This is a genomic window from Macrococcus sp. CoH-51_TC_04 (assembly GCF_058188655.1).
Genome location: NZ_JBVGOY010000010.1, coordinates 26,027 through 38,389, shown reverse-complemented (window position 1 = coordinate 38,389; position 12,363 = coordinate 26,027). Strand labels below are relative to the sequence as shown.

Sequence of the window (12,363 nt, the reverse complement as noted above, 5' to 3'; positions counted from 1 at the left end):
AAGGGGTAGTCATTATGGAAAAAGAATTTGTTGTCATTGGGCTTGGCCGATTTGGTGGTAGTATCGTAAAAGAATTAAGTGCCCTTGATATGGACGTTATGGCGATTGACTCAGATGAAGCGCGTGTCAATGAGTATGCTGATATTGCGACACACGCAGTGATTGCAGATACGACGGATGAGAATGTACTGAAAAGCCTGGGTATCCGTAACTTCGATCATGTCATTGTCGCGATTGGGGATAATATACAGGCAAGCATCTTGACGACATTAATCTTAAAGGATCTTGGTGTTAAGAAGGTTACAGCGAAGGCGCAGAATGATTATCATGCGAAAGTACTGAACAAAATCGGTGCAGACACAGTGGTACATCCTGAACGAGATATGGGCCGACGCATTGCGCACAATGTTGCGAGCTCCTCTGTACTGGATTATCTTGAACTTTCTGATCAGCACTCGATTGTTGAGATCCGTGCAGGTGAAACATTGCAGGGACATACTATTCTTGACCTGGATATCCGTGCAAATTATGGTATCAATATTATCGCGGTTAAGCGTGGCAGAGAGATTATCGTGTCACCTGATCCGGCTGTCGCGATTGAGAATGGAGACATTCTTATAATGATCGGTCATGATAATGATCTAAACCGTTTTGAGAAGAAGATTATGAAAGAATAGAAGATAACCCCGAATGATTCTAGAATCATTCGGGGTTATTGTTATTTAAATATACAGTGACGAGGGTGTATATTATTCTTTCTTATCTTTATTAACATCCATGATCATCGGTAGGATCATTGGTTTACGTTTCGTCTTTTCGTAAAGGTATGGTGCAAGCGTTTCGCTGATGACATTCTTAATATGATGCCATTCAAGTTCTTCGCCAGAATTTAATTTCTCGATAACGCGTTTTTTAAGTAGTCTGCTCGCTTCATAGATCATATGTCCAGATTCGCGCATATATACAAAGCCGCGAGAGATGATGTCAGGACCACTAAGCAGCTGATTCTTTTCGAAATCCACGCTGACAACTACGATGACTAAGCCTTCTTCTGACAGCATCTTACGGTCTTTGATAACAACGTTGCCGATATCGCCGATACCACTACCATCAACAAGTACATTACCAGCCTGTACACGACCTGCATGACGTGCTGAGTCATGTGTTAATGCCAGTACGTCACCATTTTCGTGAATAAATACATTATCTGGGTTCACACCACAGTCGACACCGAGCTGTCCGTGCAGGCTCTGCATACGATACTCCCCATGAATCGGCATAAAATACTTCGGTTTCATAAGGCGCAGCATCAATTTCTGTTCTTCTTGAGAACCGTGTCCAGATGTATGGATATTTGATAATTTACCGTGGATAACATCAGCGCCTGCTTTGTAAAGGGCGTTGATCGTACGGTTTACGCTTAATGTATTCCCTGGAATAGGGGAAGAACTGAAGATTACTGTATCTTCAGGAATAATAGAAATCTGACGATGCGTGCCATTGGCGATACGTGACAGTGCTGCCATCGGTTCCCCTTGAGAGCCGGTACATAGAATCAGTAATTTATGTTTCGGTACTGTATTGATCTTATTCGCTTCGATAAATGTTTCAGGGGGTACTTTAATATAGCCTAGTTCTGTACCAATCTTAATATTGTTCTCCATAGAGCGTCCGAATATGACAATCTTACGGTCGAACTTCACGGCTGCCTCAATTGCTTGCTGCACACGATAGATGTTTGAAGCGAATGTTGCAAAGATAATACGACCTGTACACTTACGGAAAATTTGTTCGACGTTCTGTCCCACTTCACGTTCACTGATCGTAAAGTTCGGAATTTCAGCGTTTGTTGAATCTGATAATAGGCACAGCACACCTTCTTCGCCAAGACGTGCCATCTTAGCGATGTTGGCAGGTTCACCAACAGGTGTAAAGTCGAACTTAAAGTCGCCGGTATGCACGATCTTGCCTTCAGGTGTATCTACAATGACACCGTATGCTTCAGGTATAGAGTGTGTCGTTAAGTAGAAGGACACTTTCAAGTGTTTAAATTCAAAGATACTGTCTTCAGTTATTGGATTTAAACTTGCGGTCCTAAGCAAGCCATGCTCTTCTAATTTATTACGAATAAGGCCTAATGCTAATGGTCCGCCGTAAATTGGAACATTCAGCTGTTTCAGTAAGAAAGGCACGCCACCAATATGGTCTTCGTGTCCATGGGTTATAAATAAGCCTTTAATTCTCTCTTTGTTCTCAATGAGATACGTGTAGTCAGGAATGACATAATCGATACCAAGTAACTCGTCCTCTGGAAACTTAATACCTGCATCAATGACGACAATCTCATCCTGATACTCTATTGCGTAGGTGTTCTTACCGATTTCGCCCATACCTCCAAGCGCGAAGACACCTACTTCATTTTTGCTTAATTGTTTCATTAAATTTTCTCCACGCTGTAATTTTCAGCTTTTTGTTCATACTCAAGGTGTGCACCTTCAAGTTTCTGAACAAATTCGATGTTGTAAGGACGATCGATTAAATATCTTCTCACTTGTTCTTCGCTCACTGCGTCGAAAAATTTAACCTGTGTGTTTTCACGAATGATTACTTCTGCTTTGTCTTCTTGATATAATACTTTAAAAATTGCCATGTTTATTGCCTCCTATAATTTACATAAAGAATGCCCTAGAAGTCTAGGGCTTAAATAACCGTACAAGACATTATTAAAAATGTATGAGTACTACTATATTACATGATTTTTAATATAAGTGTAAAGCCTTATGAAGCGAATAATCATATTTATATGAAAATATACTGAAAACTGATAGTTTATAAATAAATATAGTAGGAGGACAATGATGGAACATAAATTAATATTATTTGATATTGACGGTACGCTTTATGATTACGACAAAAACATTCCAAATTCAACGATGGCTGCGATAAAGGCGTTGCAGACACAAGGGCATACTGTCGCGATTGCGACAGGACGTGCGCCATTTTTGGTGCAGCCAGTTCTGGAAGAGACAGGTATTAAGAACTATGTGTCATTTAATGGTCAGTATGTCTATGCGAATGGTAATGTCATCTATGAAAACCCACTCGATACTGAAAGCCTTAAAGCACTTGAACATGTTGCACATGGACATGATCATCCCGTGGTCTTCTTAACACATGATGACCTTGTAGCGAATATTGATTTCCACGAGTATATCAAGACAAGTCTGGATACGATGCATATGGCGCATCCACGTAAAGCTGATACTTTCTATATGCAGCACAAAATCTATCAGGCGCTGATATTTCATCAGCAAAGTGAGGATGGAATCTATGATGGGCAATTTGAATATCTGAAGTTTATACGATGGCATGAACTGAGTCGTGATGTCGTGCCTGCTAACGGCTCCAAGATGAGGGGGATAACGCACCTTGCAGCCTCGCTTGGATTTAATATTGAAGATACGATTGCGTTTGGTGATGGATTAAATGATATCGAGATGATCCAAGGTGCTGGCATTGGCGTTGTGATGGGCAACGGTGTTGATGAATTGAAACAGTATGCAGATTTCATTACAAAAGCAGTTGATGAAGATGGTATAATGTATGCAGTTAAAGCATTAAATTTAATTGAAGGATGATGACAATGAATACACATGCACAAGAAATGTTAAGAGAGTCAGAAAATAAAGCGATTCATCTTAAAATGATAGAATTTAATGTCAGAGGAAATGATGTCGTAGCTACATTCTTGTACGAAGACCTGTTTGAAGCAGAAGATGTACATTTGGCGCCGAGACCGAAAGATCCGATGTTTCTGCATGTTGATGAGCTTGATGAAGTCACACAGGTGCTGGGTGAAAAAGGGATTGCATACCAAGTTAGAAACGATGAATTTATTTAAAAAAACCGAAGCTTAAGCTTCGGTTTTTATTCAACTGCAATGGCATCCTTTTGTACTTTCATTGGATCTGCTTTATCGATATGATCATAGAACATGACACCGTTCAGATGATCGATTTCATGCTGAGCGACGATTGCACTGAAGTCCTTCAATCTAAGCTTCACTGCTTCGCCATCTGGGGTATACGCCTTGACGGTGATACGCGCATAGCGATGTACGATGCCCGGTACAGCTTCATCTACACTCAGGCAGCCTTCACCGGTCGGTAGATAGGATTTCTCGACACTATGGCTGATAATCTTCGGATTGATGAGCTGATGCGTCACATAATCGCCCTTTTTTTCGTCGTAGAAATGGATGACGAGCATGCGTTTCTTATAGTTCAGCTGTGGAGCGGCGATGCCGACACCACTTCTTAGTTGATACTTCCTGCTTTGTTCTTCATCCTGGCTCATCTTAAGAAACTCAAGCATATCATCGATCAGCTGTCTGTCTTCTGTTGATAGGGGGAGGGGAACTTCCTCAGCTTTCGCTCTTAATGTAGGATGTCCGTCCCGAATAATGTCTTTCATTGTTAGCATTGTCTTCACTCCTCAGAGTAAAATATATCAGATTATTAAGATATGTGCTATCGTTTGAAAATGATTTTGAAAAGATATAACATAAAGCCATAAATTAAGGAGGTTCAATATGAAGATAAGTAAATTAATATTTGCTTTGTTAATGGTTCTGTTATTAGCTGCCTGTCAAGGTAAGACAGAAGCGCTCGGCAATTTTGCCACACAGATCGACACTTCTGTAAAAGCGGAAGAACCTGTTAAGACAACAGGTGAAAAACTACAGAAACTAGAGAATGATAAAGTGAAAATCTTTAATCAGATCAATAAAGCGAAGCAAGGTGAAATTAAAGGCTACGCTGACCAGCTGCTTAAAAATGCTGACGACAGAAGAGACGCCATTCAAGAAGAAATAAAGGCAATGGACAAATCAAAAGGAATTTATGAAGATGCAAAAGCGATGACGAAAGATATCAAAGATGAAACACAGAAAAAGCAGGTCGCATCATTTATAGAGGTGAATGATAAAAAGTACACGCAGCACCAGCAGCTTATGAATAGCTATAAAGACATCCTTAAAACAGAGAAAGATGTATTTACATATTTGAAACAGCCACAGCCAAAATCTAAGGTGGTCAATGCCAAGATTGAAAATGTTACTAAGAAGTATGAACAGTTCAACAAAGATACTACGGCCTATGCCAACATGTTAAGAGCAGTCGAACAAGAGAAGACGAAAATGACAGATATCTTGAACGGTAAATAAGTGCTGCTATTACATTTTTGATATATAACAGGTTCATCGTTTACTATAACACAGCGTGAAATAATCCTTATTTCATGCTCTTTATATTGTCACAAACTTTTTCTTTAACAGTAATACAATTTTGTGATATTATGAACTTGTAACGTATAAAAACTAGAAAGGTTTGGTGAATTGAATGGCTCCGAAAAAGCAAGCTCCATTCGATGCAGTTTCGACTCTACAAGAGATCGAATCAAAATTTGAAGTAGTACAAGTATTAGATTTAGATGGCAATGTCGTTAATAAAGACTTTATGCCTGACTTAACGGATGAACAATTGGTTGAATTAATGGAGAGAATGGTCTGGACGCGTGTATTAGATCAACGTTCTATCTCTCTTAACCGCCAAGGACGTTTAGGATTCTATGCGCCGACTGCGGGTCAGGAAGCTTCTCAATTAGCTTCTCATTATGCTTTAGAGAAACAAGATTACATTTTACCGGGTTACCGTGACGTACCACAATTAATCTGGCACGGTTTACCACTTACAAAAGCTTTCTTATGGTCACGTGGACACTTTGTTGGGTCTCAAATGCCTGAAGGAATGAACGCTTTAGCACCACAAATCATCATCGGTGCACAATATGTTCAGACTGCAGGGGTAGCACTTGGTCTTAAGAAACGTGGTCAAGATGCAGTAGCAATTACTTATACAGGTGACGGTGGTTCTTCACAAGGTGACTTCTATGAAGGTATCAACTTCGCATCAGCATTTAAAGCACCTGCAATCTTCGTTATCCAAAATAATAACTATGCAATCTCAACACCACGTAGCAAACAAACAGCTGCGAAAACATTAGCACAAAAAGCAGTAGCGGTCGGTATCCCTGGTATCGTTGTTGATGGTATGGATGCTTTAGCAGTATATCAAGCAACGAAAGAAGCGCGTGACCGTGCAGTTGCTGGTGAAGGTCCAACATTAATCGAAACAATCACTTACCGTTATGGTCCACATACGATGGCTGGTGATGATCCTACACGTTACAGAACTTCAGATGAAGATGACGAGTGGGTGAAAAAAGATCCATTAGTACGTTTCCGTAAATTCTTAGAAGCAAAAGGATTATGGTCTGAAGAGAAAGAAAATGAAGTAATGGACAGAGCGAAAGAAGACATTAAAAACGCGATTAAAGAAGCGGATGCGACACCAAAACAAACTGTGACGCAATTAATGGAGATTATGTACTCTGATAACGTTCCTCAAAATATTAAGGAACAGATGGAAATTTATAAAGAGAAGGAGTCGAAATAAGTCATGGCACAAATGACAATGATTCAAGCGATTACAAATGCGCTTCAAACAGAACTAAAAAATGACGAAAACGTATTAGTTTTCGGAGAAGACGTTGGTGTCAACGGTGGGGTATTCCGTGCGACTGAAGGACTTCAAAAAGAATTCGGTGAAGATCGTGTATTCGATACACCACTTGCTGAGTCTGGTATCGGTGGTTTAGCGGTAGGTTTATCATTAACTGGTTTCCGTCCAGTAATGGAAATTCAGTTCTTCGGATTCGTATTCGAAGTATTCGATTCAATTGCAGCACAATTATCTCGTCAACACTTCCGTTCAGGTGGAACAAAAACTGCACCAGTTGTTATCCGTTCACCATTTGGTGGTGGGGTACATACACCAGAACTTCATGCAGATAACTTAGAAGGTCTAATGGCGCAAACACCTGGTGTTAAAGTTGTTATCCCATCAAACCCATATGATGCTAAAGGATTATTAATTTCAGCAATTCGTGATAACGATCCTGTTGTTTACTTAGAGCATATGAAATTATACCGTTCATTCCGTGAAGAAGTACCTGAAGAAGAGTATACGGTTGAAATCGGTAAAGCAGCAGTGAAACAAGAGGGTACTGATTTATCAATCATTACTTATGGTGCAATGGTTCAAGAATCTATGAAAGCAGCAGAAACGTTAGCGAAAGATGGACATTCAGTAGAGGTCATCGACTTACGTACTGTTCAACCACTTGATATTGAAACAATCGTTGCTTCAGTTGAGAAGACTGGTCGCGTTGTTGTTGTTCAAGAAGCGCAAAGACAAGCGGGTGTTGGTGCGAATGTCGTATCTGAAATTTCAGAGCGTGCGATTTTAAGCCTGGAAGCACCTATTGGACGTGTATCAGCCCCTGATACTGCTTATCCATTTACTCAAGCAGAAAACGTTTGGTTACCAAACAAAGAAGATATTATCGCAGTAGCGAAAAAGACGTTAGAATTCTAATCTAGAAGATAAACGTGTAAAATGAAAAGTAGCATCACGATGTTACTTTTCATTCATTTATTTTAATTCTTAATTCTTTAGGAGGAATTTATTGTGGCATTTGAATTTAAGTTACCTGCCCTTGGTGAAGGGATATTTGAAGGTGAAATCGTAAAGTGGTTCGTTAAGTCTGGCGACGAAGTACAAGAAGACGATATTTTGTTAGAAGTACAAAGTGATAAATCTGTAGTAGAAATTCCATCTCCAGTAACAGGAAAGATCAATACGATCGTGGCTGAAGAAGGAACTGTAGCAAATCTAGGTGAGGTTATCGTAACAATCGATTCTGATGACGCACACGCACAAAATGATGCTTCAGAATCAAAAGAAGAACCAAAAGAGGAAGCACAAGCTGAAACTACGGAAGCGCCTAAAGCAGAAGCACAAGCACCTGCACAAGACGTTGAAGTTGACGAAAACCGCCGTGTTATCGCAATGCCTTCAGTACGTAAATTAGCCCGTGATAAAGGGGTTAACATTAAAGCTGTTCAGGGTACTGGTAAAAACGGTCGTGTCTTAAAAGACGACGTTCTAGCGTATGCTGAAGGTGGACAAACAACTGCAAGTACACCTGAAGCACCAGCTCAAGAAACACCAGCACAAGCAGCACCTCAACCAGTTGCAGCACCAGAAGGTGACTTCCCAGAAACACGCGAGAAAATTCCGGCAATGCGTCGTGCAATTGCAAAAGCAATGGTGAACTCTAAACATACTGCACCACACGTAACATTAATGGATGAAGTAGAAGTACAGGCATTATGGGATCACCGTAAGAAATTTAAAGAAGTTGCAGCTGAACAAGGTACGAAATTAACATTCTTACCATACGTTGTAAAAGCATTAGTTTCAGCACTTAAAGCATATCCTGCTTTAAACACTTCATTAGATGATGCGACTGAAGAAATTGTACACAAACATTATTACAACATTGGTATCGCTGCTGATACTGAACGCGGTCTATTAGTACCTGTTGTAAAAAATGCAGATCGTAAATCAATCTTCGCGATTTCTGATGAAATCAATGAATTAGCAGTTAAAGCACGTGATGGCAAACTTTCTCCTAGCGAAATGAAGGGTGCTTCATGTACAATAAGTAATATCGGTTCAGCTGGTGGACAATGGTTCACTCCAGTTATTAACCATCCTGAAGTTGCAATTTTAGGTATTGGTCGTATCGCGCAAAAACCAATCGTTAAAGATGGAGAAATTGTTGCAGCACCAGTTCTTGCATTATCATTAAGTTTCGACCACCGTCAAATCGATGGCGCAACTGGACAAAGTGCAATGAACCATATTAAACGCTTGTTAAATAATCCAGAATTATTATTAATGGAGGGGTAAACAGATGGTAGTTGGAGATTTTCCTATTGAAACAGATACTATTGTAATTGGAGCAGGTCCTGGTGGATATGTTGCAGCGATTCGTGCAGCACAATTAGGACAAAAAGTAACAATCGTAGAAAAAGGAAACTTAGGGGGCGTTTGTTTAAACGTAGGTTGTATTCCTTCAAAAGCAATGCTTTCAGCTTCTCATAAATACGAAACAGCGAAACATTCTGAAGAATATGGAATTAAAGCTGAAAACGTAACTTTAGATTTCTCTAAAGTTCAAGAATTCAAAAACAGTGTTGTTAATCGTTTAACTGGTGGCGTTGGTTCTTTACTTAAAGGCCGCAAAGTTGAAATCGTTCAAGGTGAAGCTTACTTCGTAGACCAAAACAACTTGAAAGTGATGACTGAAAAAGCTTCTCAGACTTACACATTCAAGAATGCGATTATCGCAACAGGTTCACGTCCAATCGAAATTCCAAACTTCAAATTCAACAAACGTGTTATCGATTCAACAGGTGCATTAGCACTTCCTGAAGTACCAGAACACTTAGTTGTTGTAGGTGGCGGATATATTGGTTCTGAATTAGGAACAGCTTACGCTAACTTCGGTTCAAAAGTTACAATTTTAGAAGGCGCTAAAGATATTTTAGGCGGATTCGAAAAACAAATGACACAAGTTGTTAAAAAAGGTCTTAAAGCTAAAGGTGTTGAAATCGTTACTGAAGCAATGGCGAAGTCAGCTGAAGAATCAGAAAACGGTGTTAAAGTCACTTATGAAGCTAAAGGCGAAACACATACAATCGAAGCGGACTACTGTTTAGTAACTGTAGGTCGTCGTCCAAATACTGATGAATTAGGTTTAGAAGGTTTAGGCATTAAAATGACTGATCGTGGTATCATTGAAGTTGACGCTCAAAGCCGTACTTCAGTTGAGAACATCTACGCAATCGGTGACATCGTTGCTGGACCACCACTTGCACACAAAGCTTCTTATGAAGGTAAAGTTGCAGCTGAAGCTATTTCAGGTGAAAAATCAGAAGTAGATTACTTAGGTATTCCTGCTGTATGTTTCACTGAACCTGAATTAGCGACAGTTGGTTACACTGAAGCAATGGCTAAAGAAGAAGGATTAGACTTTAAAGCGTCTAAATTCCCTTACGCTGCAAATGGCCGTGCATTATCAATCGGTGAGACTGACGGTTTCTTAAAACTCATCACACTTAAAGAAGACGGATTATTAATCGGTGCGCAAGTTGCCGGTGCTGGTGCATCTGACCTCATCGCGGAACTTGGTTTAGCAATTGAAACGGGCATGACTGCAGAAGATATTGCATTAACAATCCACGCTCACCCAACATTAGGTGAAATTACGATGGAAGCAGCAGAAGTTGCAATGGGTCACCCAATTCACACAATGTAATAAACTTTACAATTTCAAAGTACTATTCATATTATATGAATAGTACTTTTTTTATGGAGGAATGTATATGAACTATAGTTATCCAATCGATACAGAATGGTCACAAGATGAGATTATAGATGTTGTTAATTTTTTGAGCTTGATTGAAGATGCGTATGAACGTAGTGTGAATACCGAAGATTTTCTGACGCTTTATCGCGCTTTTAAACAAGTGGTACCGATGAAGTCGGAGGAGAATCGTATCTTAAAGTCCTTTGAACAAGTATCGACGTATTCTGGCTATCATGCTGTTAAGCGTGCACAACAAGCGAAAGAAAATAACGAAAAAGTATTTTCAATGAAGTAAATTTTTAATGAATATTGAAATGTACATCGATTTTTGATACATTTAATACATTATTAAACTATTTGTTTATAATTATTAAACTAAGGTGTGAATGTATGGATATCGGAAAAAAGATAAAAGATTTAAGGCGCCAGAAGAATTTGACACAAGAAGAGCTTGGCGAACGTACAGATCTCTCAAAAGGATATATTTCACAGCTGGAACGCAATCTATGTTCCCCTTCAATGGAAACATTCTTTAATATTTTGGAGGTCCTGGGCTCTAAGCCAAAAGATTTCTTCAGTGAACAGCAATATGAGCAGCGTATTCATTATCCAAAGTCAGAACAGACAATCTATGATGAGTATGATGATGGCTACATGATTAACTGGCTCGTTCCAGATTCTAATGAATTTGATATGGAACCGGTCATTATAACGATTGAACCCGGTAAGAAGTATAAAAAGTTTTTACCAAGCATGTCAGATAGTTTTATCTATGTGTTACAGGGTGAAGCGAGTATTCATATCGGTAGAAGAGATTATCATGCGCAATGTGGGGAATCGTTCTATTTTAAGGCGAACGAATCCCATCAATTATTTAATCGAACAGACAAAGTGGCACGCGTACTGATTGTGGCGACAGAGTCTTACTTATAGAGGTGAACAATGAAACAATTTATTCAGTTTAACCATGTGACAAAGGCATATGGAGACAATACGATTCTTAACGATATCAGCTTTGAAATTGAAAAGGGTAAGTTTTATACATTGCTTGGACCATCGGGTTGTGGGAAGACGACGATATTACGTCTGATTGCCGGCTTTGAGAAGGCATCAAGTGGCGATATATACTTTGATGAAGCGCGTATCAATGATGTACCGCCGAATAAGCGTAAAGTGAATACCGTCTTTCAGGACTACGCCTTATTTCCGCATTTAAATGTGTTTGAAAATGTGGCGTATGGTCTACGTATCAAGAAAGAAAATGAAGACAGCATTAAAACGAAGGTCCGAGAGGCGCTACAGCTTGTAAAACTTGCAGATTTTGAAAACCGTGATATTAAGGATATGAGTGGTGGACAACGTCAGCGTGTCGCGATTGCACGTGCCATCGTTAATGACCCGGAAGTGATATTACTTGATGAACCGTTAAGTGCCCTTGACTTAAAACTCAGAACAGAGATGCAGTATGAACTGCGAGAAATTCAAAATCGTCTCGGTAAAACCTTTATCTTTGTTACACATGACCAGGAAGAGGCGCTTGCAATGAGCGATTATATCTTTGTAATGAATAAGGGTAAAATTGAACAAAGTGGTACACCACTGGATATCTATGATGAACCTGTGAACCGTTATGTGGCGGACTTTATCGGAGAATCAAACATTGTAGACGGTATCATGGTCAAAGATTACGTCGTTGAGATGTACGGCAAGCGCTTTGCATGTGTCGATAAAGGATTTAAACCAGATGCAAAGGTGGACATTGTAATACGTCCAGAAGATATCGAAATCACTGCACCTGAAATGGGTAAAATTCATGCGCTTGTAGACTCTACACTGTTCCGTGGTGTGCATTACGAAATCTGCTGTATTGACGAAGCAGGAAATGAATGGATTATTCAGTCGACGAAACCAGCGACACCGGGTGAACGTGTAGGACTTACATTTACCGAGGAAGCAATACATATTATGCTGCCTGGTGAGACAGAAGAAGAATTCGATCGTCGTATTGAATCATACGAGGTGTAG

General features: G+C 39.7%; 14 protein-coding genes. 11 read left to right on the top strand and 3 right to left on the bottom strand.

The window, feature by feature from the left end; all coding sequences use genetic code 11:
• Positions 1-14 precede the first annotated feature (14 nt).
• Positions 15-677, top strand: coding sequence for a potassium channel family protein (locus tag ACZ2V4_RS09420; RefSeq protein ID WP_219494417.1), 663 nt, complete (start codon positions 15-17; stop codon positions 675-677).
• Between the two features lie 72 nt (positions 678-749).
• Here the strand turns inward: ACZ2V4_RS09420 and rnjA are convergent, their stop codons facing one another.
• Both rnjA and ACZ2V4_RS09410 read right to left on the bottom strand, forming a co-directional pair.
• On the bottom strand, positions 750-2,438 hold the full coding sequence (gene rnjA / locus ACZ2V4_RS09415) for a ribonuclease J1 (RefSeq protein ID WP_219494419.1): 1,689 nt from the start codon (positions 2,436-2,438) through the stop codon (positions 750-752).
• Positions 2,438-2,650, bottom strand: coding sequence for a DNA-dependent RNA polymerase subunit epsilon (locus ACZ2V4_RS09410; protein ID WP_219494421.1), 213 nt, complete (start codon positions 2,648-2,650; stop codon positions 2,438-2,440). Before ACZ2V4_RS09410 ends, rnjA begins: the two co-directional genes overlap by 1 nt.
• Positions 2,651-2,858: 208 nt before the next feature.
• Here ACZ2V4_RS09410 and ACZ2V4_RS09405 point away from each other — a divergent pair, with 208 nt between their 5' ends.
• On the top strand, positions 2,859-3,638 hold the full coding sequence (locus tag ACZ2V4_RS09405; RefSeq protein ID WP_490514770.1) for a Cof-type HAD-IIB family hydrolase: 780 nt from the start codon (positions 2,859-2,861) through the stop codon (positions 3,636-3,638).
• A gap of 5 nt (positions 3,639-3,643) precedes the next feature.
• On the top strand, positions 3,644-3,901 hold the full coding sequence (locus tag ACZ2V4_RS09400) for a hypothetical protein (RefSeq protein WP_219494425.1): 258 nt from the start codon (positions 3,644-3,646) through the stop codon (positions 3,899-3,901).
• Between the two features lie 26 nt (positions 3,902-3,927).
• On the opposite strand, the gene def is transcribed toward ACZ2V4_RS09400, so the two are convergent.
• Positions 3,928-4,482 carry a peptide deformylase gene (gene def / locus ACZ2V4_RS09395; RefSeq protein WP_283721673.1) on the bottom strand — a complete coding sequence of 185 codons (555 nt, stop codon included), beginning with the start codon at positions 4,480-4,482 and terminating at the stop codon, positions 3,928-3,930.
• Positions 4,483-4,591: 109 nt separating this feature from the next.
• Here def and ACZ2V4_RS09390 point away from each other — a divergent pair, with 109 nt between their 5' ends.
• From ACZ2V4_RS09390 to ACZ2V4_RS09355, 8 genes are all read left to right on the top strand, one after another.
• Positions 4,592-5,224, top strand: coding sequence for a YkyA family protein (locus tag ACZ2V4_RS09390; RefSeq protein ID WP_219494428.1), 633 nt, complete (start codon positions 4,592-4,594; stop codon positions 5,222-5,224).
• A 175-nt stretch (positions 5,225-5,399) separates the two neighbouring features.
• Positions 5,400-6,515: a pyruvate dehydrogenase (acetyl-transferring) E1 component subunit alpha gene (pdhA, locus tag ACZ2V4_RS09385; RefSeq protein WP_012656618.1), complete on the top strand. Its 1,116-nt coding sequence runs from the start codon at positions 5,400-5,402 to the stop codon at positions 6,513-6,515.
• 3 nt (positions 6,516-6,518) lie between these two features.
• Complete coding sequence (locus ACZ2V4_RS09380) at positions 6,519-7,496, top strand: alpha-ketoacid dehydrogenase subunit beta (protein ID WP_219494430.1); 978 nt, start codon at positions 6,519-6,521, stop codon at positions 7,494-7,496.
• A gap of 93 nt (positions 7,497-7,589) precedes the next feature.
• Entirely contained in the window at positions 7,590-8,876 is a 1,287-nt protein-coding gene (locus ACZ2V4_RS09375; RefSeq protein ID WP_283721671.1) for a dihydrolipoamide acetyltransferase family protein, read from the top strand.
• Between the two features lie 4 nt (positions 8,877-8,880).
• A complete protein-coding gene (lpdA, locus tag ACZ2V4_RS09370) occupies positions 8,881-10,287 on the top strand; it encodes a dihydrolipoyl dehydrogenase (RefSeq protein ID WP_219494434.1) in 1,407 nt (468 codons plus the stop codon).
• Positions 10,288-10,354: 67 nt separating this feature from the next.
• Positions 10,355-10,633 carry a UPF0223 family protein gene (locus ACZ2V4_RS09365; RefSeq protein WP_490514769.1) on the top strand — a complete coding sequence of 93 codons (279 nt, stop codon included), beginning with the start codon at positions 10,355-10,357 and terminating at the stop codon, positions 10,631-10,633.
• Between the two features lie 95 nt (positions 10,634-10,728).
• Positions 10,729-11,271 (top strand): helix-turn-helix domain-containing protein, encoded by a 543-nt coding sequence (locus tag ACZ2V4_RS09360; protein ID WP_099482090.1) that lies wholly within the window; start codon positions 10,729-10,731, stop codon positions 11,269-11,271.
• A gap of 9 nt (positions 11,272-11,280) precedes the next feature.
• On the top strand, positions 11,281-12,363 hold the full coding sequence (locus tag ACZ2V4_RS09355; protein WP_219494438.1) for an ABC transporter ATP-binding protein: 1,083 nt from the start codon (positions 11,281-11,283) through the stop codon (positions 12,361-12,363).